Below are 20,132 nucleotides of genomic sequence, written 5' to 3' on the forward strand. Positions count from 1 at the left end.
GAGCGCACCTCTCCACATTCTTGCTATATTGCGCAACTATGCAAGTCATTCGCTTCGCGGACCATTCCGTGAACGGGTGCTGACCACACCGGGCCGGGGGACGAGTGAACATGTCGAACAGCGGCGCGGGCGTACGCGATTGGACGGCCCGGCGCCGCAACACCGAACTGGTGCTGGTCGTCCTCGCCGTCCTCATCGCGATGTTCGGCCATGCCTCGGTGGGCCTGGCCATGCACGACTCGCTGCCCTCCGGGTTCTGGGGCTACAGCCTCGGTCTGGGCGCGCTCGCGCTCACCGCGCACCTGGCGGTACGGCGCTTCGCCCGCTACGCCGACCCGCTGATCCTGCCGGTCACCGTGATGCTCAGCGGTCTCGGTCTGGTGGTGATCGACCGGCTCGACGACTCGTACAAGACCCACTACCACGCCACCTCCGCCGCGCCCGGACAGGTCATGTGGACGGCCGTCGGCGTCGGTGTGCTGATCGCGATCATCGTCGCCCTCAACCATCACCGGGTGCTCCAGCGCTATACGTATGTGGTCATGGCGACGGCCCTGCTGCTCCTGATGGCGCCGGCGTTCTTCCCCGGCGACACCTACGGCGCCAAACGCTGGATCTTCCTGGGGCCGGTGTCGTTCCAGCCCGGTGAGTTCGTGAAGATCAGCATCGTGGTGTTCTTCGCGGGATACCTCACCGTCAACCGGGACGCGCTGGCCCTGGCCGGACGCAAGGTCGCGGGCATCAGTCTGCCCCGGGGCCGCAACGCGGGACCGGTCATCGCCGTCTGGGTGCTCAGCCTGCTGGTCCTGGTCTTCGAGCGCGACCTGGGCACCTCGCTGATCTTCTTCGGTGTGTTCGTGCTCATGCTCTACGCGGCCACCGAGCGCACCAGTTGGGTGATCTTCGGTGTGGTGATGGCGGCGGTGGGCGCGGTGGTGGTCGGGTCGCTGGAACCGCACGTCCACGGCCGCGTGGTGGCCTGGCTGCACCCCTTCGACATCTATCTCCCGCCCGACCGGCGCCCGGCGGGCCTCGTCTCCGACCAGGCCGCGCAGGCGATGTTCAGCTTCGGCCACGGCGGACTCACCGGCACCGGACTCGGCCGGGGCGAACCCTGGCTGATCGGGTTCGCCGGGCGCAGCGACTTCATCCTCACCACCATCGGCGAGGAGCTCGGATCGGCCGGAGTGATCCTCGTCCTGATGCTGTACGTCCTGCTGGTCGAGCGCGGACTGCGTACCGCCCTCGCGACCACCGACCCGTTCGGCAAGCTCCTGGCCCTGGGCCTCGCCACCACCATCGCGCTCCAGGTGTTCGTGGTCGCGGGTGGTGTCACCGGCCTGATCCCGCTGACCGGCAAGGCCCTGCCGTTCCTGGCCCAGGGCGGCTCCTCGTCCGTCGCGAACTGGCTCCTTGTGGCACTGCTGCTCAAGGTCAGCGACAGCGCGGGACGGGCTTCGACGCAGCCGGAGGGGAACGCGACGATCCTCACGCGGGTGGTTCAGCCGACGGGTTGACGGGTCCGGGCGGGGTCATCGGCTGCGCGAGTTCCCCGCCCGGTGCTCCGTGCCTGACGCTCCGTCAGAGAGTGCGCGCGAACAGCGCCAGCAGGTCCTCCCAGTGGCGCTTGTCCGCCTCCGCGTCGTACGCGGCGGTGTCGGCCTGGGTGAACCCGTGCTGGGCGCCCGGGTAGATGCCGCCGCTGTGGCGGACACCCGCCGCCGAGAGGGTCTTCTCCAGGTGGTCGATCTGCTCCGCCGGGTTGCCCCCGTCCTGGTCCGCGTGCCCGAAGTACAGCTCGGCGGTGATGTTCCCGGCGAGCAGATGGGGGCTGTCGGGGGCGTCGTTGGCCAGCCGTCCGCCGTGGAAACAGGCGGCGGCCGCGACGCGCGTGGGATGGGTGCCCGCGGTGCGCAGGGCGATGTTGCCGCCCATGCAGTAGCCGGTGACGCCCGCCGGTCCGTCGGTGGTCAGGGGCGACGCGGCGAGCCACGAGAGGTAGGCCTCCGCGTCACGCATGGCCAGTTCGGGGGTGAGGGCGAAGAGGAACGGGGTGATCTCCTCGAAGAGGTTGGGGCGCTCCGCCGGGTCGATGAAGTCGGGCAGCCCGAACAGCGGCGCACGGCCGGCACGGTAGAAGAGGTTGGGCACCAGTACGGTGTATCCGGCCGCGGCTATGCGGTCCGCCATCTTCTTGAGGTGGGGGCGCAGCCCGAACGCGTCCATGTAGAGCAGGACCGCCGGGTGCGGGGCGCCGTCGTCGGGGTGGGTGAGATAGGCGTCGGCGATGCCGTCCGGGGTGGGGACGTCGATATCGGTTCCGTGCACGGTGGCCATGGTGAATTCTCCTTCAATCCTGCTGAATCCTCTCGGCAGGATAGGCGACCAACATGGCATCAGGGCATCGCAGTTGACCTTTGTCACGTCTTTGACGGACCGTCATGTACAGCTTGGCGAAAAAGCCGTGGACCGGCAGCTGACCTGCCGGTCCACGGCTTTCGGCGTTCCGCCGCTTCGGGCTCAGCCCTGTCGCGGGTTCGGCTTCAGGACGGCGAACACCGCGCCGTACGGGTCGGCCAGCCAGGCGATGCGGCCGACGTCGGGTACATCGGCGGCCGGCATGAGCACCGATCCGTCGTTCTCCTGCACCTTGGTCACGATGACGTCGGCGTCGGCGACGGCGAAGTACGGCACCCAGCTCGGATCCCGCTGCCCCTCCTGGAGCGCGGCCACTCCGCCGAAGGAGGCTTCCCGCTGCTCGCCGTCCTTGATGCTGAGCACCCGGTAGACCATCCCTGGTGCCTGCATCTCCTCGGACCGCCAGCCGAACAGGCCGTTGTAGAAGTCGATGGCGCGTACCGGGTCCGGAACGTGCAGCTCCGTCCACACCAGGGTGTTGTCCTCGGACGTCTTCTCCAGGCCCTTGGTCTTCCCGGGCTGCCACACCGCGAACTGCGCGCCCTGCGGGTCGGTGAACTGGGCCAGCCACCCCTCGCCCATGACGTCCATGGGCTCGGCCCGCACGGCACCTCCCGCGGCGACCACGTCACGTGCGGTGGACTGGATGTCATCGCTCTGGAAGTACGTCGTCCAGGCCGACTTGGCACCGTCCTCCGACAGCGGCCCCAGCGCGCCCACGGTCTTGCCGCCCAGCTGGAAGAACCCGTACCCACCGGCCTCGGGCCCGGCGGAGGCGAACTGCCACCCGAAGACCGCGCCGTAGAACGCGGCGGCCCGGGTCGTGTCGGGGCTGCCGAGGTCGATCCAGTTGGGCGAGCCGGTGCGGAAATCGGTGCCGAGCATGTGTTTCCTCCTGCGGTTCCGGTACGAGGACGCCTGCCACGATGCCGATCGCACGGCCCGCCGGGATGATTACCGGGCTGGGCGGGGCGGGGTTTCACCCGGACGGTGGCAGCGGCGGTGGAGCGCGGGAGGAGATACGGCACGGCCGAGGCCGGGAGGCGCGACGACGGCGCGCGTCCCGGCCTCGGCCGGAGCAGAGCGGAATACGGGATTACGGCAGGAAGTACATCGGGTTCGGGATCTTGTACGTCTTGTCGGCGTGGCCGCCCGCGAGGTCGGTGTACTGGTCGCCCATGTTGGCGACGATGTTGTAGCCCATGTCCTCGATGTGCTTGCGGGTGCCCGACTTGTAGTCGACCGTGGAACACGTCCACTTGGGCTTGCCGCAGCTCAGGTACGCCGGCGGGTTGGTCTTGTCCTTGAGGAAGAAGTGCGCGGTGTCGACCGGAACCGCGTAGCCCGCCCTGGTGAGGTTGGCGGCGCTCGCCTCGCGCTGGGAGGCGTCGCGACCGGTCAGGAAGAAGACCGTCACACCCTTCTTGGCCGCGTAGTCGACCAGCTCGGGCATGCCGAACACCGCGATGGAACGGGCGCTCTGGACATACGCGTTGAACGCGGTGGCGTTGTACGCGAAGCCGTTCTTCTTCTCGTAGTCGTACGTGAGCAGCGTCGTGTCGTCGACGTCGAGCACGATGGCGGGCTTGCGGCCGTCGTGCCCGGGGTGCGCGGCGGCGCGGGTTATCTGGCGCTTGGCGCGGGCCTCGATCGCGGCGACCTGCTTGGCGTAGTTGCTGGTCGGGGAGGCCTGGTAGGCCCCGGTGGAGTCGGCGGCGCCCCCGTAGTAGGCGTCGATCTTCTCCTCGACCTTGGTGATGTTCGGGATCTCCTTGTCGCTCTTCGGCGTGCTGTCACCGGCGGAGGCCGCGCCGGCGCCGTACAGAGCGGCGCCGGTCACGGCGAGGGCGGCAGCAGTGGCTGCGGTTTTGGTGAGGGTGCGCATGAGCCTCATATCTACGCGCATCACACATCGCCCCGCCAGGGGGTTTGATCAACTCTTTACCGTGTGGTTGGCCGCATTCCTCGCCCATGAACCGAACGCGAAGCCGCTCACGCACGGCCTCCCGTGGTGCCCTCGGCCAGTGAGTCGGCGAGGTAGGCGGCCAGGTCCGTGCATAGGGTGTGCCGAATGACACGACACCTGGAATTCGAGCGCCTGCACAACTTCCGTGACCTCGGTGGCTATTGCACCTCGGACGGACGCACCCTTCGCTGGGGTCTGCTCTACCGCTCGGACTCGCTGGCCAAGCTCCAGGGCGCGGACTGGGAGCGCTTCCTCGCCCTGAACATACGTACCGTCATCGATCTGCGGTATCCGTGGGAGATCGAGGCCAAGGGCAGGGTGCCCGACGCCGACGGGTTCACGTATCTCAACCTCAGTGTGGAGCACCGCCCCTACGACCAGGCGGAGATCGACCCGGCGCTCGACCCCTGGCGCTTCCTCGCCGACCGGTACGCGGAGGTCGCTCTCGACGGGGCCGAGGAGCTGCGGCAGGCGCTGGAGGCCATCGCGGACGAGAGAGGGCCGCAGGTGTTCCACTGCGCCTCGGGCAAGGACCGCACCGGTCTGCTCGCGGCCCTGGTGCTCTCGCTCCTGGGGGTGGACGAGGACACCGTCGCCGCGGACTTCGCCCTCACCGAACTGGCCACGGACCGGCTGATCGCGGACTGGCGGGCCGCCAACCCGGGGCGGGCGCTCAACTGGCCCGGATACGGGCGGGCGCCCGAGGAGGTCATCCGGCTCTTCCTCGCCGACCTGACCGCCACGTACGGCTCGGTGCACGACTACGCGGTCAAGCACGTCGGCGTCGACGACGCCCTGATCGAGCGGCTGCGCGCCCGGCTGCTGGACTGAGTGCCACATCGGCGGGCGTCGGCCAAGGTGGCCTGGACCTGATGGTACCTACTAGGTACCATCAGGTATGCCGTCCTTGAATATCACGTTCACCGACGAAGAGCTGGCGGAGGTCCGCGCCGCCGCGGCCGCCGAGGGCAAGTCGCTCAAGCAGTATGTGCACGACCTGCCCCTGCGCGAACGCCAGCGCCGTCAGTTCGTCCGCTACGCCGTCTCCTGGGGGGAGGCCCATCGGGAACAGTTCGACGAGGCCTTCCCCGAAGAGGTCCCCCCGGCCGACCGACCGCAGGGGAGCCAGGCCGCCTGATGACTCTGTACATCGATGTGCCCTGGCTGCTCGATGTCCAGGAACAGGCCGTCCCCGAGGACGTCTCGGTCGCCGACTACTCCGCGCTCGTCGCCGCCGTGGCGCGCCACAAGACCCGTATCCCGCGCCCCACCACCGCCGAGCCCGACCCGGCCTGGCGCGCCGCCGCGCTGCTGCACACCCTGGTGCGCCTGCAACCGCTGCCGTACCGCAACTCGCTGTACGCGTGCCAGGTCGCGGTCGCGTACATGCACGCCTCCGGCGAAGGCATGGACCCGCCGTACGGCGCCCTGGTGGACCTCGTACGGGACATCCAGGCGGGCAAGGCGTCCGTCTACCAAGCGGCGGACAGCATCCGCGAATGGCGGCTCTGACGGGGCCAGTTGTCCCCGCACAGCAGCGCGCCCGCTCCGGCGGCCGGTCCGAGGGACCTGCTGGAGCGGGCGCTCGCGGTGATCGGGGTCAGTGCAGCACGACGACCTTGTGCATCCCGAGGAAGGCGTGCGGCACGCCGTTCTTGTCGTCCGGGATGAAGCAGAGCAGCGCGTACGTGCCCGGCGGCAGGTGGTGGGCCCGCAGCAGGACCGTGCCACCGGGGGAGACGGCGCCGAGGCCGAGGGCGGGTCCGGTGAACGGCGCCGTGGCCGGCTTCCCGGCCGCGATCTTGTCGAAGTACGCCTGGAGCTGGGCGTCGGTGGTCCCCGGCGTCACTGGCTGGAGTTGCATCTCGTGGAGCTCGTCCGCCGCGTTGTGGAACAGGATCGGGTCCTTGGCCTCGTGCAGGCCCCGGACGTCGAAGCGGGGCCCGGCCGGTGTCTCGCGCGTGACCACCGTGGCCCGGTGGTCGGTGCGGAGGCTGCCCTGGTTGCCGTCGTGCAGATGCATGACGCGGAACACCGGGTGCGCGGGGTCCTTGAGGAACGCGCTGAAGTCCAGCAGGACCAGCCGTCCGGGCTTGACCCGCGTGGTGAAGCTCTCCGACACGTTCCGGGTGACAAAAGCACCGCCGGGCGCGTCCGCCTCGTCGCGCAGCGCCGTGATGCCCTGGGCCGTCGGGACCGGCATGCGGCTGACGGCCTTGGTGAGATCGGCGAAGATCTTCTTGAGCGTGACCCCGTGGTGCGGGCGCAGAAGTTGCAGCTGGCGGCCGTTCACGTCGTCGGTGTGGACGCGGAAGGTCCGCAGACCGCCCCGGGCGTCGTCCTGGGCGTGGATGCCCGAGGTGTCGATGCCGATGTCGATGGGCTTCGGGCCGTGGTGGTGGCGGGCGCCGGCCGAGGCGTCGGCGTTCGCCATGCCGCCGAGCGCGCCGGCGACGGCGAGAGCGGTGACGGCCGCGGCTCTGGCGCCACGTCGTAGCAGTGCGGTGCGCATGAAACTCCTGTCGTTGTACGAACCCCCGATCACCCAGGCCACCACCTCATGGGCCGACCGGCCGTCAGCCACGCGGGCCGCAGGGCCCGATCGGAGCATCGGCTGTGTCCGGGGTGATGCATGGTGCGCGGGGGAACGGGCAGGATGAGGCGGCCATGACACACCCGTCCGGTGTCGCTCCGAAGGGAACCGTCCCGTGCTCCGTAAGGTAAGCGCCCTGCTCGCCGCCGCCGCTCTGCTTCCGCTCGGTACCGCCGTACACGCGGCCGCCGACACCAAGGCCGCGCCCGCCCCGGCTCCCGCCTGCACGTATACGTCGGCCGTCCCCGCCGACAACTTCAAGGGGATACCGGTCTTCGACCCGGTCAAGGCCGCCAAGCCCTACAGCGCCACCCTGCGCACCAGCCAGGGCGCCATCACCTTCCAGGCGCTCACCGACGAGGCGCCGTGCACCACGTACTCCTTCAAGTTCCTCGCCCAGCGCGACTACTTCGACCGCTCGCACTGCCACCGGCTCACCACCGCGCGCATCTACGTGTTGCAGTGCGGCGACCCGACGGGCACCGGGAGCGGTGGGCCCGGTTACTCCTTCCCCGACGAGAACCTGACCGGCGCCACCTATCCGGCCGGGACGGTGGCGATGGCCAACGCCGGGCCCAACACCAACGGCAGCCAGTTCTTCTTCGTCTGGAAGGACACCAAACTCTCGCCCGCCTACACGCCGTTCGGCCGGGTGACGGCCGGTCTCGACGTGCTGCAGAAGATCGCGGCGGGCGGCGAGGACGACCAGAACAACCCCGGGGACGGCTTCCCGAAGCTGCCGGTGAACATCAAGCGCGTACAGATCAAGAACAGGTAGTACGCCCTGGTCAGGATCGAGTCGCGGGAACCGGGGCCGTGTTGGCGCGGGTCTTCTCGGCGGCGACCGCGAACTGCCGGTTGGCCTCGGTCTGCCGCCGGTAGTTCTCCGGCAGGTCCGGCAGGGCGAGCAGGCGGTCGCAGGCCCGCAGGGAGCCCGCGTAGTCCCCGGTCCAGTACGCCGTGATGGAGAACTCGAAGAGCAGGCCCCAGCGGTAGACCCACGGCTGGGTGAACAGGATGTCGTCCGGGGCGGCGCGGTCCAGGCCCGCCACGGCGAAGGCGTGGGCCGACTGGTGGTGGCCCCGCGTGCGGAGCCGGGAAGTCAGCTCGTAACAGGCCTCCAGCCGTTGCGGGCGGGCTTCCCAGGCCCGTACGAGAGCGTCCATCGCGCCCGGCCAGTCATCGCTCTCGGCCCGCAGGACACCCACCTGCAACTGCGCGCAGTACACCTCCTCCGCCCAGCCGCCCATGTCCGCGCGGCGCTGGTAGAGGGCGATGGCCTCCTCGGTGCGGCCCATGTCGCGCATGGTCTGGGCCAGATAGAAGACCGTGCGGGCGTTGTCGGGATCGCGCTCCAGCTCCGCGCCGAGCAGCCGGGCGTCCCGCTCGAACTTGTCGTGCCGTGAGCCGCCGTCGGCGAAGTCCTGGATCGTCAGCGCGTCGAGGTGCTGCTGCCCGGAGCTCCCGTCGCAGGTCAGGTACTCATGGGTGACGCCTTCGTAGCGCCAGTCGAGGTCCGCGCGCACCAGGCGCTTGATGCGGTACGAGGTGGTGCCCTCGTGGCGCAGCATGTACGCGTCCGCGGTGAGTTCGAGGAGTGGGGCGTCCTGGCGGATGACCAGGTCCGCGTCGAGGAGCAGCAGGTAGTCGGCCCTGCCGCGTGCGTGGGCGATGTTGAGGCTGCGGTTGTGGCCGAAATCCACCCAGGGCTCCTCGTGCAGCTCGCCCGGGACGCCGTCGAGGGCCGCGCGGATCAGGTCCTGGGTGCCGTCGGTCGAGCCGGTGTCGGAGATGACCCAGGTGTCGATGAGATCGCGTACGGACGCCAAGCAGCGCTCGATGACGCGCGCCTCGTTCTTGACGATCATGCAAAGGCAAATGGACGGCTGCTGCACGGCATCCTTCATGTCCCTCACACCCTTCGTTTCGCGGCGGCCCACTGTGGCACGAGGGCGGGGACGCCGGGTCGCCGTGCGCGCGGAGTCGTCGGCGACGGACCTCGGTCGGCGTAGTGATGAGCGTCCGAGGGGTGGTGTGTTGCTGCGCCCGAGGGTGTTTGTTGGTCCGATGCGCTGATAAACGGGCGTGTCTGCCCGGGATCCGTGGTCGGCGGGTCATCGGCGGGGATGTTCCCGGAGGCGTTGGATAACGCCCGTAGAAGCCTCATCTAGGAGTAACGGGATGTGGCTCCTGATCGCACGACAAGGTCGCGGCTCGGACCGCTTCCCCGCCGGAGCAGATGGCTCGCCGGTGGCGCTCTGGCGTCCCTGGCCATGCTGCTGGCCGGTGTGGCGAGCCCGGCGGTGGCCTCGACCCAAGGCGCCGGCGCCCCTGTGGCGCAGCCGGGCGGCGGTGGCGACGACCACTGCAAGCCGAAGCCGGACAGGAAGGCGGGCACACCGGGTGCTCGCCTGGGCGGTGGTGGCGACGACGACGATTACTGCAAGGGCATGGGCCCAAAGGGCCCGCCCGGCCCCACGGGTCCCCCCGGCCCGAAGGGCGACACCGGACCGACCGGCCCTCCCGGCCTATCGGGTCCGACCGGTCCGACGGGTGACACGGGAGCCACGGGTGACACAGGGCGCTACTGGCGCGACCGGAGCCACGGGCGCCACCGGTGCGACCGGCCCCTGCACCGCCATCGACGGCATCGAGCCCTCCGCCACGGAGGACTTCACCGCCGTCCTCATCAACGGGAAGGCGTACGCAGGGCGGCAGAGCACCCCTGGCGGGACGATCGTCTGGACGGACCTGACCAACTCGGACAACCCCAACTACCCCGTCCACGTCTGCGGTATCTCCATCACCGAACAGGACAAGGACGCCTGGATCAAGGTGGTGACCACCGACGGGACGGTCTGGCAGACGCATGGCGACGTGAACGGCATGAACTTCATTTGGGCCGAAGGCTGGACCCAACTGGCGACGCCTGTACCGGGTTCGCTACGCAGCGGCGCCCCACGCAGGACAGGAGCCGCCAGAACCTCCTGAGCTGTTGGTGACACCGGGTGTGTGCCGTGGGCCCCATGGCACACACCCGGTTCGACGGTCACCACGTACGGCTCGGGCGCGTGCGCCCGCGCATGCTGCCGCACGCTCTTCGGCAGGTTCTCGCCACGCGGCACGCTGGCCGCAGGAATTGGCCGGATGAGTTAGCCGAAAACCTCGGTGGGTGGCAGTCCGAGAGCTGAGAGACAGGGGAATGTTCATGTCTGTTGTGATGTCGATGCGTTGGGCCGGGGTCAAGCCCGAGCAGTACGACGCCGTGCGTGCGGAGGTGAAGTGGGAGGAGGAGACCCCGGACGGGGCCTCCCTGCACGTTGCCTGGTTCGACGCCGGCGCACTGCATGTGATCGACGTGTGGGACGCCCAGAACGACTTCGAGAACTTCTTCGCCGAACGCCTCGCGGCCGCCGTGGAGAAGGCCGGCATCGCCGGTGAGCCGGAGATGCAGTTCACCCCGCTGCACCGCCGCTTCGTGGCTCCGGGCGTGAGCGGCGGCGGCGCGTAGCACCCCTCGGAAGTCCGTCGTCAGAAGTCCGTCGTCACAACTCCCGTGTCAGAACGCCGAGTTGGCGAACCAGCGGTCGAGCAGCTCCGTGTCTCCGGTGCTCTCGACCGTGTCCGCCGAGCGGTCGACGCGGCGGTACAGGAGCAGCAGCAGATCCGCGGCGCTCGCCCGTACCGTCGCGTCGGCCGTCGTCGCGGCGCTGTCCGCGACCACGCCGAACCCGTCGGGCCGCAGGCGCACCAGCCACTCGGCGCCGCTGTCGGCGCACTGGAAGCGGATGCTCTGGTCGGAGCCGCGCAGCTCGGCCACCTTCGGCGCGAAGAAGGCGGCGAAGGGGAGGTTGGTCAGGAACTCGTCGACGCCGTCCCGGGCGAGCGCGGGGTCGATGGTGGACGCAAGGCCGAGCGTCCACTCGGCGTCGACGCGGTGCACCAGGGTCTCGAACAGCATCCGCCGCACCCAGAACCGCGCATGGCCGTCGGCGCCCCAGACCCACATCGGCGCGTCCAGGTCGACGCTCGCGAAGGTGTCCGCCGCCACGGCGGCACTCGCGCCCAGCCAGTCGGCGTACCCGTCCACCTGCTCCGGCAGCTGCAGATCCACATCACGGCTGGTCGGCCGCTCCTGGACGCGCTGGCGCAGCAGCGCCGAGAACCACCGCTGGACGCTGCCGGTGTGCTTGATCAGGTCGGCCAGCGTCCAGCCGGGGCAGGTGGGCACCGGAGCCGTCAGGTCGGCGCCCTTGACCAGACCCACGAACCGGGCGGTCTCCGCCGCGACGGCCGTGCCGTGGTCGGGCTGATCGACTGTGTTCATCCTGATATGCCTTCCTGGCGTACCGATTTTCCTTGCCGTGCTTGCTGCGTCCCTTGCCATTTCGGCAATCCGGTTGACCTCAAGTTTGGTAGAGGTCGTACGTTTCCTTCATGAGCATGGAAGCCACCGCGTGGACGCAGCTCCACAATGTCATGAACGCGCAGCAGGACCGACGCCCCTTCAACAGAGCGACGCTGCGGCGCATCGCCGCGTTCGCCCGTCCGCATCGCCGCCGTATCGGGCTGTTTCTCCTGCTCAGCGTGGCGACGGCGCTGCTCGCGGTCGCCACTCCCGTCCTCGCCGGGCGCGTGGTCAACGCGATCGTCAGCGGCAAGGAGGAGGGCACGGTCACACGGCTCGCCGCACTCATCGCCGTGATCGCCGTCGCGGAGGCGGGGCTCGGGCTGGTGAGCCGCTGGCTGTCGTCGACTCTCGGCGAGGGGCTGATCCTGGATCTGCGGACCGCCGTCTTCGACCATGTGCAGCGGATGCCGGTCGCCTTCTTCACCCGGACCCGCACCGGCGCCCTGGTCAGCCGTCTCAACAACGACGTGATCGGCGCCCAGCGGGCGTTCAGCAACACCCTTTCCGGTGTGGTCAGCAATGTCGTCACGCTGCTGCTCACCCTCGGCGTCATGCTCAGCATCTCCTGGCAGATCACCGTGCTCGCGCTCGTGCTGCTGCCGATCTTCGTACTGCCCGCGCGCCGGATGGGTACGCGGATGGCGAAGCTCCAGCGCGAGGCCGCCGAGCACAACGCCGCGATGGGCACCCGGATGACCGAGCGCTTCTCCGCGCCCGGCGCGACCCTGGTCAAGCTCTTCGGCCGGCCCGCCGACGAGTCCGCCGAGTTCGCCGCCAGGGCCAGCCGGGTGCGTGACATCGGCGTCCGTACGGCGATGGCGCAGTCCGCCTTCATCACGGCCCTCACCCTCGTCTCGGCACTCGCGCTGGCCCTGGTGTACGGGCTCGGCGGGTACTACACGCTGCACGGACACCTCAAGGCAGGCGCGGTTGTCGCCCTCGCCCTGCTGCTCACCCGGATGTACGCGCCGCTCACCGCCCTCGCCGGTGCCCGCGTCGAGGTGATGAGCGCGCTCGTCAGCTTCGAGCGGGTCTTCGAGGTGCTCGACCTCAAGCCGCTGATCGCCCAGAAGCCGGACGCGCGGCCGGTGCCCGAGGGGCCGGTCTCCGTGGAGTTCGACGGGGTCCGCTTCGGCTACCCGTCCGCCGACAAGGTCTCCCTCGCCTCGTTGGAGGAGGTCGCGAGCCTGGACACCCGGGGCGGCACCGAGGTGCTGCACGGGGTCTCCTTCCGCGCCGAGCCCGGCCAGATGGTGGCCCTGGTCGGCTCCTCCGGCGCGGGCAAGTCGACCATCGCGCAGCTGCTGCCCCGCTTGTACGACACGGACGAGGGCGCCGTACGCCTCGGTGGCGTCGACGTACGCGATCTGACCGCCGACTCGGTCCGCGACACCATCGGCATGGTCACCCAGGACGGCCACCTCTTCCATGAGTCGGTCCGCGCCAACCTGCTGCTCGCCCGGCCGGACGCCGCCGAGGAGGACCTGTGGGACGCGCTGCGCCGCTCGCGCCTCGACGGTCTGGTCGCCTCGCTGCCCGACGGGCTCGACACGGTCGTCGGCGAGCGCGGCTACCGGCTCTCCGGCGGTGAGCGCCAGCGGCTGACCATCGCCCGGCTGCTGCTGGCCCGCCAGCGCGTGGTCATCCTCGACGAGGCCACCGCGCATCTGGACAACACCTCGGAGGCGGCGGTCCAGGAAGCGCTCGGCGAGGCGCTGGAAGGCCGCACCGCCGTGGTGATCGCCCACCGGCTCTCCACCGTACGGTCCGCCGACCTCATCCTGGTGGTCGAGGACGGGCAGATCGCGGAGCGGGGCACACACGAGGAACTGCTCGCGCTCGGAGGCCGCTACGAGGAGCTGTACCGCACCCAGTTCGAGCGCCCCGGCAACACGCCCGCGGGCCGCGGCTGAGCGCACGGCCGGCCGGTGAGCCGTCGAGCTCACCGGCGGGCGGCCGGTGCGCCTTCGACCTGGTCGCCGTGGTGGCTTCACCAGGTACGGAGCCCGCCCCCTAGGACTTCACCAGCGGGTGGTCGGAGTGGAGGAGGGCACTGACACGGACGGCGACAACGTACGGCTATTCGGGCGCGGCCTCCTCCCGCTCCAGTGCCCGTGTCAGGGCTGCGAAGCCGGGGTCGATCCCCTCCCTGTCCCCGCCGGTCCGCCAGTCCACCAGGAAGCCGCGCAGGACCCCGAGGATCATCTCGGCGACCTCCAGCTTGCGCCGGTCGGACCAGTGCTCCGGGCAGATGGCCAGGAGGGTCGGCAGATACAACTTGGCCGCGCCCCGGCCGAGTTCGGCGTAGCGCGAGGGGTCGTACATCGCGAGCCCGATGGCCTGGTCGAGTGCCAGTTGTCCGGGGTCGTCGGCGGTCAGGGTCGACCAGATGGCGCGTACCCGGGCCGCCAGTGAGGGATGGCCGGTGACATTGGCTGCGGCGGCCACCGCGTTGTCGATACGCCGGGTGCGCAGTTGCAGGATCGCCTGCTGGAGCAGGTCGTCCGCGCTGTCGAAGTGGTAGAGGAGCACCTTGTGCGTGGTGCCGGCCGAGCGTGCGGCGCGCCGGAGCGAGAAGTCGACCATGCCGTGGGCCGCGAGATCCGAGGCGACCAGGTCGAGCAGCTCCCGGCGTCTGGCCTCGCCCCGCTTCGATCCCGTCGACCGCCGGTAGCCCGCCCGTTCCTCGGAAGCGTCGTGCGCATCTCCGTCGACAGTGTCCACGGCCGAATCTCCTCCCGAAGCCCTCGCCAGTAAGTGAACCGCGTGGTTCACTCTATCTCAGGGCGGTTCGGCCCACTGGGAGGTTGTTGTGCACTCGTCCGTGGAACGGCAGAAAGTTCACTTCAGCAGCGGCGGCACCCACTGCGCCGCCTGGCACTATCCGGGCACCAACGGAGGCTGTGTGGTCATGGCCGCCGGAACGGCGGTCACCAAGGAGCCGGGCACCGACCGGTTCGCGCAGCGTTTCAACGAGGCCGGGTTCGCCGTCCTCGCCTTCGACTTCCGCCGGATCGGCGAGAGCGGCGGCGAGCCGCGCCAGGTCATACGTATCCCCGACCAACTGGCCGACTGGCAGGCCGCGATCGCGTACGCACGCGCCCTGCCGGACGTCGACCCGGCCCGGATCGCCCTCTGGGGTTTCTCCCTGGCGGGCGGGCATGTCCTGCGACTGGCCGCACGCGACGGCGAGTTGGCGGCGGCCATCGCCCAGACACCGCTCGCCGACGGCCCGACCACCGCGCGCGCGGCGATGCGGCACTCCACACCGGGCGCGATGCTGCGCCTCACGGGGCTGGTGGTCCTGGACGCGCTCGGCGCTCTCGTCGGCCGTCGGCCGATCCTGGTGCCGAGCGCGGGCGCGGCCGGGACCGTGGCCGCGCTCACCACACCGGACGCCATGGACGGCACCCGCGCGCTGGACCCCGACGGCGAACACCCCGACTGGGAGCAGACGATCGCCGCGCGCTCGGCACTCGCCCCCGGGTTCTACCGGCCCGGGCGCGACGCGCGGAACGTGAAGTGTCCGCTGCTGGTCGTGGTCGCCGAACAGGACCAGTCCGTCCTGCCCGGCCCGGGCCTGCGCGCGGCGGAACAGGCGCCGCTCGGCGAGTCGACACGGGTTCCCGGGACGCACTACGCCGCGTTCACCCACGCGCACCAGCTGGCCGTGGAGGCCGAAACAGCGTTCCTGCAAAAGCACTTGCTCGGTCCGTCGGCCGACCTTGTACGACTGAGGCCTCCGCGGCGAAACTGAGGGTATGGCGATCAACGAGCAGGCCCCGGACCACGACGTGCCGGATGACGCGCAGCAGACGGCCCAAGCCGCGTTCGATCTGGGGGCGCAGGAACGCACCGCGGGCAACATCGATGCCGCCCGCACCGCGTTCCTGCGCGCCGCCGCCACCGGCCACCCCGACATCGGCCCCATGGCCCTGGCCAACCTCGCCGTACTCGAAGCGTCGGACGGCCGGACCGAGCAGGCCCGTACCGTGTTCGCGCAGGCGATAGCCACCGGGCATCCCGAGCACGCACCGAAGTCCCTCTTCAACTTCGCGATCTTCGAGCAGCGCAACGGTGAACTGGCCCACGCCCGCGAGCTCTACGAGCAGGCCATCGCCGACGGGCACCCCGAGCATGCCCGCAAGGCCCGGTTCAACCTCGCCAACCTGGCGGCTCACCAGGGCCGACTCGGCGAGGCATGCGGTCTGTTCCTGGAGGCCATGGCACCCCCGTTCATCGGGGACACCGCCGAGCGCGCCCACCGACGGCTCATCGAAGTCGACCCCAGCCACCTCGCCGAGGCCCGCGAGATATACCTCCGGGCCATCACGAACGAGGACAAGGAGACGGCGGCGCAGGCCCGCGACCTCCTCTTCGACCTCGACCCCCACCACATCCTGCCCACGGACACCATCACGCTCGGCCCGAGGGAGGTCGACCTGGCCGACGTCGAGTCCGCCGACTGGGCGACCGGACGGCGACCGGCCTATTCCAGCGGCCATCTGGACGTCTACACCCGCGACGGAAACCAGTACACGATCTTCGTCGACCTGCGCGACCGCTACGACCGCCGGAAGTACAACATGCTCCGGGCACACCTCGGACCGGACTCGATCTGAGCGGTTTCGGTGAAGCGACGGGTGATGCGGTACGGGCTCAACCGACGGCGATCTCGCGTCGGTACCGCACCCCCGGGCGCCCGTTGATGACGGTGTCGCCCACGATCATGAACCCACTGCGTACGAGTACGGCCATGGACGCAGGGTTGTCGAGGGTGGTCTTCGCGGTGAGCGCCGAGAGCCCGTACACCTCGGCGGCGAGTCGGCATACCTCCGCGACCGCCGCCGTCGCCATACCCCGGCCCGAGGCGCGCTCGCCGACCCGGTAGCCGAGCTCGGCGGACCCGTCCTCGACGTCCACGAGATTGATTCGGCCGACCAGGTCACCGTGCTCGTCCACGACGACGTGGAAGTGACACACACCGGCGTCCTGTTCGGCGAGACGATCGCGCTGGTTGGAGGCGAACTCGGCGAAGTACGTGTCCCCGCGATCCGGGATGGTCCGCGCGAAAAACTCCCGGTTCAGGCGCTCGAATTCCAGCAGAGCGTCCGAGTGTTCGGCCCGCAGCCGCTCCAACCTCACCATGCGCGCCAGCATACGCACGCACCCGCCGATGGGCATTGCCTTTACGATCACCGTTGTGACGAACACTACGACCCGCACAGAAGAACCGGTCCTCGTCCGCACGGAGGGCCGTATCGGGCGGTTGGTCCTCAACCGCCCGCGCGCGCTCAACGCGCTCAGCCACACCATGGTGCTCCGCATCGAGGAGGCGCTGCTCGCGTGGGAGAGCGCCCCCGCCGTGGCGGCGGTGGTGCTGACCGGGGCCGGTGAGCGCGGGCTGTGCGCGGGCGGGGACATCCGCGCCATCTACGAGGACGCCCGCGCCGGTGGTTCCGCCTCGGCGGAGTTCTGGCGCGACGAGTACCGGCTCAACGCCCTGATCGCCCGCTACCCCAAGCCGTATGTGGCCCTGATGGACGGCATCGTGATGGGCGGCGGGGTGGGGGTGTCCGCGCACGGGAGCGTACGTGTCGTCACCGAGCGTTCCCGAGTGGCCATGCCCGAGACCGGCATCGGCTTCGTCCCCGACGTCGGCGGTACGTATCTGCTCGGGCGCGCACCCGGTGAGCTGGGCACGCATCTGGCGCTGACCGGTGAGGCCGTCGGCGCGGCGGACGCGATGCTGTGCGGCCTGGCCGACCACTTCGTACCGTCCGAGCGGCTCGACGCACTGCTGGCGGACCTGACCATGTCGCCCGTCGACGACGTCCTCTCCCGGTATGCCGCCGAGGCGCCGCCCGGTGAACTGGCGGCGCACCGGGCGTGGATCGACGACTGCTACGCGGCCGACACGGTCGAGGAGATCGTGGAGCGGCTGCTCGCACACGGCGACCCGGCCGCCAAGCAGGCGGCCGTCACGCTGTCCGCCAAGTCCCCGACCGCCTTGAAGGTCACGCTGGCGGCGGTGCGCCGCGCGCGCCAACTCGGTTCTCTGGAGCGGGTGTTGGAGCAGGAGTACCACGTCTCGTGCGCGGCACTCAGCTGCCCCGACCTGGTGGAGGGCATCCGGGCCCAGGTCATCGACAAGGACCGCACCCCCCGCTGGTCCCCGGCCACCCTCGCCGAGGTCACCGAGGAGGACGTGGCCCGCTTCTTCGCCGCGCCGGCCGCCTGAAGCCCGTACTCAGTCGAACTGGGAACTGGGCACCGGGCCGGACGAGTTGAGCTGGGCCCGGTCGCCCCGGAGCCAGGTCCCGCGGACGGCCTCGGCGAACTCCGCGAACCGGTCGTCCGGGTCCGCGGGCGTCTCGCCGTCGCCCTCTTCCGGCGTCGGGTCGGCGCCCACGATCTCGGCGGCGATCCGCGCGGCCGGGCGGTCGTCGGCCGGTGCCGGGTCCATCTCGCCGTCCTCGTCCGCGTGCAGCTGCTCGTCCCAGGGCGCCATCACCATCTGGTGCAGCAGGGCGACGCTGTCGGCGGTGATCACCGGAGGGTCGGTCCAGTTGCTCGCGTGCTCGTGCAGCACCTGTCCGGGTACGCGCTCGAAGAGCTGCCCGAGGATTTCGGGTCCCTCGTCCGTCTCGCCCAGCTCGTTGAGGTCGTACGCGATCACCACGGTGTTCTCGCGCCCCGCTTCGAAGGGCTGCGCCGGCAGACCGAGTACGTCGGCGGCGGCCAGGCCGAGGATCTGGCTGCCCCGGTCGGGCAGCAGCGACACCGAACCCGGCCGCACCTCGGCCGACTCCAGCAGCGTCTTCAGCCGCAGCAGACCCCGCAGGCACTGGTCGTGGGAGTCCTGCAACCAGGCGTACCGGCCGGTCATCGCCGCCTCGAAGCCGAACGGGGACAGGGTGCCGAGGACCGTGCCGCCCATCACGTACTGCCAGCCGCGCAGATCCTGCGTGTCCAGCGGGCTCACGCGCGCGGCCTCGGCGGCCCGGTCCAGCATCCGGCGCTGGCGGTCGCGCGTGGGTATCCACATCTCGTCCTGCGGGTCCGGCAGCAGGGCGTGGTGACGGTTCGCCAGGTCCAGGTCGCCCGACATGAGGGCGTTGTAGGCCAGCAGATAGCGGTCCGGCCAGTCGGAGAAACCGCTCTCGTGCCGCGCCAGTACCTCGACGGCCTCGCCGTGGCGGCCCTCGCGCTCGTACGCGGCCACCAGCTCACGCACCACCGCGAGCGCACCCGGGCGCTGCCGCAGTGCCTCGCGCAGGGCGGGGACCGCGAGGTAGGAGAGCCCGCGCTCGACGCATGCGTAGCCGAACGCGTACTGCGCCTCCGCCGACTCGGGGCCCGCTGCCAGCTTCTTGGCGGCCTTGCGCAGGTCGTCGAACCCGGCCGCCTCGGCGGCCCGCCCGACCACGAGCGCCACTTCACCCAGCGGCAGGGTTTCGGCACCCGCCCTCAGCAGCCGCAGGGCACCGGGGACGTCACCTGAGTCCATGCACTCCCAGGCCTCGACGAGCTGGGCGGACTTCGGACGGGTCTTCTTGCGCGAGAACATCCGCAGATCATCGCCGATGACGGAGTGTGATCTCAAACCGTTTCGCGGATGCCGCTGCCGTCCCTACCGTCGCTCCCCCTTCCCTTCGTGCTCCAGCACCGAGTCGAGGTCATGACGGTGTCCGGCCGCAGCGCGTGCGCAGACCTCGGCCTCGTTCGCCGCGCTGAAGGTGTCGGCCAAGGCGGTTGACCTGCGGTGTGCCACGGCGGCCTCGGTGTCCGCGTGCACCAGATCCGCGTTGATCGCCATCGCCGCCTGCACACCGGCCGCCTGGGCGAGCGGGAGAGTCGCCATCAACTCGGTGACGTTGCCCGCCACCCACACCCCGGCCACCTCGGTCAGCCCCGTGGCATCCGAGGCCACATACGTACCCGTGGCCATGGGGTGTTCCACCGGGACGAGCCCGAGGCCGGACAGCACCTCGCCGCGCGCCACCAACCGCGGCGCCACCACCAGCGCCTCCACCGCCACGCGCCGCCCCGAGGACAGCCGCACCCCGGCCAGCCGGTCCGCCACCACGTCCAGGGCGGTCACCGCGTCCTCGACGACCGTGATCCCGCGTGCCGCCAGGCGCTCCGAGTCCTTCTCGGCCAGGGCCGCACCGGCGGGCAGGAACAACGTGACCCGCGACGACCACTGCCGCAGCAGCAACGTCTGATGCAGGGAGGCGGGCCGGCCGCCCAGTACGCCGATCGGCGCGTCGCGGAACTCCCAGCCGTGGCAGTACGGGCAGTGGAGCACATCGCGCCCCCACCGCTCCCGCAACCCCGGTACCTCGGGCAGCTCGTCGACCAGCCCCGTCGTCACCAGGAGCCGCCGTGCCCGCAGCTCACGCCCGCTCGCGGTGCTGACGACGAAGCCGCCCGCCACCCGCCGGGCCGAGACCGCCCGGTCGGCGATGATCCGGCCGCCGTATCCGGCGACCTCCTCCCGGCCGAGGCGCAGCAGCTCAAGCGGGGCCACACCGTCGCGGGACAGCAGACCGTGGGCCTCCGCAGCGGGGGCGTTGCGCGGTTCGCCGGAGTCGACGACCACCACGGAACGGCGGGCACGCGCGAGCGTCAGCGCCCCCGACAACCCGGCGACGCCCCCGCCGATCACCACGACGTCCAGCTCTCCGGATACTTCCTCGGACGCTTCTACGGAATCCCTGTTCGCAGTCATGGAAACACCG

At 70.4% G+C, this 20,132-nt stretch carries 21 protein-coding genes; 11 read left to right on the plus strand and 10 right to left on the minus strand.

Going from position 1 to position 20,132, the window contains the following annotated elements; genetic code table 11:
- The first annotated feature begins 110 nt into the window (after positions 1 to 110).
- Positions 111 to 1,517, plus strand: a complete 1,407-nt coding sequence (locus BG418_RS02105; protein ID WP_188271892.1) for an FtsW/RodA/SpoVE family cell cycle protein — start codon at positions 111 to 113, stop codon at positions 1,515 to 1,517.
- Positions 1,518 to 1,581: 64 nt separating this feature from the next.
- On the opposite strand, the gene BG418_RS02110 is transcribed toward BG418_RS02105, so the two are convergent.
- From BG418_RS02110 to BG418_RS02120, 3 genes are all read right to left on the minus strand, one after another.
- Positions 1,582 to 2,337: a dienelactone hydrolase family protein gene (locus BG418_RS02110; protein ID WP_188271893.1), complete on the minus strand. Its 756-nt coding sequence runs from the start codon at positions 2,335 to 2,337 to the stop codon at positions 1,582 to 1,584.
- Between the two features lie 183 nt (positions 2,338 to 2,520).
- Positions 2,521 to 3,303, minus strand: a complete 783-nt coding sequence (locus tag BG418_RS02115) for a VOC family protein (RefSeq protein WP_188271894.1) — start codon at positions 3,301 to 3,303, stop codon at positions 2,521 to 2,523.
- Positions 3,304 to 3,514: 211 nt separating this feature from the next.
- Positions 3,515 to 4,303, minus strand: coding sequence for an HAD family acid phosphatase (locus BG418_RS02120; protein ID WP_188271895.1), 789 nt, complete (start codon positions 4,301 to 4,303; stop codon positions 3,515 to 3,517).
- A gap of 186 nt (positions 4,304 to 4,489) precedes the next feature.
- Between BG418_RS02120 and BG418_RS02125 the strand changes: the two genes are divergently transcribed.
- The 3 genes from BG418_RS02125 to BG418_RS02135 all read left to right on the plus strand — a co-directional run bounded on the left by BG418_RS02125 (position 4,490) and on the right by BG418_RS02135 (position 5,896).
- The gene (locus BG418_RS02125) at positions 4,490 to 5,215 is read left to right on the plus strand and encodes a tyrosine-protein phosphatase (protein WP_188271896.1); all 726 of its coding nucleotides are present in this window, start codon (positions 4,490 to 4,492) and stop codon (positions 5,213 to 5,215) included.
- Positions 5,216 to 5,282: 67 nt separating this feature from the next.
- Positions 5,283 to 5,522 (plus strand): hypothetical protein, encoded by a 240-nt coding sequence (locus BG418_RS02130; RefSeq protein ID WP_188271897.1) that lies wholly within the window; start codon positions 5,283 to 5,285, stop codon positions 5,520 to 5,522.
- A complete protein-coding gene (locus BG418_RS02135) occupies positions 5,522 to 5,896 on the plus strand; it encodes a toxin Doc (protein WP_188271898.1) in 375 nt (124 codons plus the stop codon). The genes BG418_RS02130 and BG418_RS02135 overlap by 1 nt, the downstream gene beginning before the upstream one ends.
- Positions 5,897 to 5,984: 88 nt before the next feature.
- On the opposite strand, the gene BG418_RS02140 is transcribed toward BG418_RS02135, so the two are convergent.
- Entirely contained in the window at positions 5,985 to 6,896 is a 912-nt protein-coding gene (locus tag BG418_RS02140; RefSeq protein ID WP_188271899.1) for a hypothetical protein, read from the minus strand.
- Between the two features lie 196 nt (positions 6,897 to 7,092).
- On the opposite strand from BG418_RS02140, the gene BG418_RS02145 reads away from it, so the two are divergent.
- Positions 7,093 to 7,755 (plus strand): peptidylprolyl isomerase, encoded by a 663-nt coding sequence (locus tag BG418_RS02145; RefSeq protein ID WP_188271900.1) that lies wholly within the window; start codon positions 7,093 to 7,095, stop codon positions 7,753 to 7,755.
- A gap of 10 nt (positions 7,756 to 7,765) precedes the next feature.
- Here BG418_RS02145 and BG418_RS02150 read toward each other — a convergent pair whose 3' ends face one another.
- On the minus strand, positions 7,766 to 8,845 hold the full coding sequence (locus BG418_RS02150) for a glycosyltransferase (protein ID WP_188271901.1): 1,080 nt from the start codon (positions 8,843 to 8,845) through the stop codon (positions 7,766 to 7,768).
- Between the two features lie 703 nt (positions 8,846 to 9,548).
- Here BG418_RS02150 and BG418_RS39440 point away from each other — a divergent pair.
- Both BG418_RS39440 and BG418_RS02160 read left to right on the plus strand, forming a co-directional pair.
- A complete protein-coding gene (locus BG418_RS39440) occupies positions 9,549 to 9,968 on the plus strand; it encodes a hypothetical protein (protein ID WP_223184211.1) in 420 nt (139 codons plus the stop codon).
- Positions 9,969 to 10,185: 217 nt separating this feature from the next.
- Positions 10,186 to 10,488: a hypothetical protein gene (locus BG418_RS02160; protein WP_188271903.1), complete on the plus strand. Its 303-nt coding sequence runs from the start codon at positions 10,186 to 10,188 to the stop codon at positions 10,486 to 10,488.
- A 48-nt stretch (positions 10,489 to 10,536) separates the two neighbouring features.
- On the opposite strand, the gene BG418_RS02165 is transcribed toward BG418_RS02160, so the two are convergent.
- Positions 10,537 to 11,304 carry a maleylpyruvate isomerase family mycothiol-dependent enzyme gene (locus BG418_RS02165; protein ID WP_188271904.1) on the minus strand — a complete coding sequence of 256 codons (768 nt, stop codon included), beginning with the start codon at positions 11,302 to 11,304 and terminating at the stop codon, positions 10,537 to 10,539.
- A gap of 110 nt (positions 11,305 to 11,414) precedes the next feature.
- On the opposite strand from BG418_RS02165, the gene BG418_RS02170 reads away from it, so the two are divergent.
- Entirely contained in the window at positions 11,415 to 13,301 is a 1,887-nt protein-coding gene (locus BG418_RS02170) for an ABC transporter ATP-binding protein (protein WP_188271905.1), read from the plus strand.
- Between the two features lie 166 nt (positions 13,302 to 13,467).
- Here BG418_RS02170 and BG418_RS02175 read toward each other — a convergent pair whose 3' ends face one another.
- Positions 13,468 to 14,112: a TetR/AcrR family transcriptional regulator gene (locus BG418_RS02175; RefSeq protein ID WP_188271906.1), complete on the minus strand. Its 645-nt coding sequence runs from the start codon at positions 14,110 to 14,112 to the stop codon at positions 13,468 to 13,470.
- Between the two features lie 88 nt (positions 14,113 to 14,200).
- Here BG418_RS02175 and BG418_RS02180 point away from each other — a divergent pair, with 88 nt between their 5' ends.
- Both BG418_RS02180 and BG418_RS02185 read left to right on the plus strand, forming a co-directional pair.
- The gene (locus BG418_RS02180; RefSeq protein ID WP_188271907.1) at positions 14,201 to 15,145 is read left to right on the plus strand and encodes an alpha/beta hydrolase; all 945 of its coding nucleotides are present in this window, start codon (positions 14,201 to 14,203) and stop codon (positions 15,143 to 15,145) included.
- A 4-nt stretch (positions 15,146 to 15,149) separates the two neighbouring features.
- Complete coding sequence (locus BG418_RS02185) at positions 15,150 to 16,010, plus strand: tetratricopeptide repeat protein (protein ID WP_188271908.1); 861 nt, start codon at positions 15,150 to 15,152, stop codon at positions 16,008 to 16,010.
- A gap of 37 nt (positions 16,011 to 16,047) precedes the next feature.
- Here the strand turns inward: BG418_RS02185 and BG418_RS02190 are convergent, their stop codons facing one another.
- The gene (locus BG418_RS02190) at positions 16,048 to 16,536 is read right to left on the minus strand and encodes a GNAT family N-acetyltransferase (protein ID WP_188271909.1); all 489 of its coding nucleotides are present in this window, start codon (positions 16,534 to 16,536) and stop codon (positions 16,048 to 16,050) included.
- A gap of 55 nt (positions 16,537 to 16,591) precedes the next feature.
- On the opposite strand from BG418_RS02190, the gene BG418_RS02195 reads away from it, so the two are divergent.
- Positions 16,592 to 17,629 (plus strand): enoyl-CoA hydratase/isomerase family protein, encoded by a 1,038-nt coding sequence (locus BG418_RS02195; protein WP_398997281.1) that lies wholly within the window; start codon positions 16,592 to 16,594, stop codon positions 17,627 to 17,629.
- Between the two features lie 9 nt (positions 17,630 to 17,638).
- Here the strand turns inward: BG418_RS02195 and BG418_RS02200 are convergent, their stop codons facing one another.
- Together BG418_RS02200 and BG418_RS02205 are read right to left on the minus strand one after the other, a co-directional pair.
- A complete protein-coding gene (locus BG418_RS02200) occupies positions 17,639 to 18,958 on the minus strand; it encodes a hypothetical protein (protein WP_188271911.1) in 1,320 nt (439 codons plus the stop codon).
- Positions 18,959 to 19,021: 63 nt separating this feature from the next.
- Positions 19,022 to 20,122 (minus strand): NAD(P)/FAD-dependent oxidoreductase, encoded by a 1,101-nt coding sequence (locus BG418_RS02205; RefSeq protein WP_188271912.1) that lies wholly within the window; start codon positions 20,120 to 20,122, stop codon positions 19,022 to 19,024.
- Positions 20,123 to 20,132: the final 10 nt, after the last annotated feature.

The sequence above is a fragment of the Streptomyces sp. CBMA152 genome (assembly GCF_014596475.1).
Taxonomy (GTDB): domain Bacteria; phylum Actinomycetota; class Actinomycetes; order Streptomycetales; family Streptomycetaceae; genus Streptomyces.

Excerpts from the sequence above, each read along its gene's own strand:
- BG418_RS02120 (WP_188271895.1), bottom strand. The coding sequence starts at position 4,303 with ATGCGCACCCTCACCAAAACCGCAGCCACTGCTGCCGCCCTCGCCGTG.
- BG418_RS02160 (WP_188271903.1), top strand. The coding sequence starts at position 10,186 with ATGTCTGTTGTGATGTCGATGCGTTGGGCCGGGGTCAAGCCCGAGCAG.
- BG418_RS02135 (WP_188271898.1), top strand. The coding sequence starts at position 5,522 with ATGACTCTGTACATCGATGTGCCCTGGCTGCTCGATGTCCAGGAACAG.
- BG418_RS02185 (WP_188271908.1), top strand. The coding sequence starts at position 15,150 with ATGGCGATCAACGAGCAGGCCCCGGACCACGACGTGCCGGATGACGCG.
- BG418_RS02110 (WP_188271893.1), bottom strand. The coding sequence starts at position 2,337 with ATGGCCACCGTGCACGGAACCGATATCGACGTCCCCACCCCGGACGGC.
- BG418_RS02105 (WP_188271892.1), top strand. The coding sequence starts at position 111 with ATGTCGAACAGCGGCGCGGGCGTACGCGATTGGACGGCCCGGCGCCGC.
- BG418_RS02150 (WP_188271901.1), bottom strand. The coding sequence starts at position 8,845 with ATGATCGTCAAGAACGAGGCGCGCGTCATCGAGCGCTGCTTGGCGTCC.
- BG418_RS02190 (WP_188271909.1), bottom strand. The coding sequence starts at position 16,536 with ATGGTGAGGTTGGAGCGGCTGCGGGCCGAACACTCGGACGCTCTGCTG.
- BG418_RS02125 (WP_188271896.1), top strand. The coding sequence starts at position 4,490 with ATGACACGACACCTGGAATTCGAGCGCCTGCACAACTTCCGTGACCTC.
- BG418_RS02140 (WP_188271899.1), bottom strand. The coding sequence starts at position 6,896 with ATGCGCACCGCACTGCTACGACGTGGCGCCAGAGCCGCGGCCGTCACC.
- BG418_RS02165 (WP_188271904.1), bottom strand. The coding sequence starts at position 11,304 with ATGAACACAGTCGATCAGCCCGACCACGGCACGGCCGTCGCGGCGGAG.
- BG418_RS02205 (WP_188271912.1), bottom strand. The coding sequence starts at position 20,122 with ATGACTGCGAACAGGGATTCCGTAGAAGCGTCCGAGGAAGTATCCGGA.
- BG418_RS02200 (WP_188271911.1), bottom strand. The coding sequence starts at position 18,958 with ATGTTCTCGCGCAAGAAGACCCGTCCGAAGTCCGCCCAGCTCGTCGAG.
- BG418_RS02170 (WP_188271905.1), top strand. The coding sequence starts at position 11,415 with ATGAGCATGGAAGCCACCGCGTGGACGCAGCTCCACAATGTCATGAAC.
- BG418_RS02115 (WP_188271894.1), bottom strand. The coding sequence starts at position 3,303 with ATGCTCGGCACCGATTTCCGCACCGGCTCGCCCAACTGGATCGACCTC.
- BG418_RS02130 (WP_188271897.1), top strand. The coding sequence starts at position 5,283 with ATGCCGTCCTTGAATATCACGTTCACCGACGAAGAGCTGGCGGAGGTC.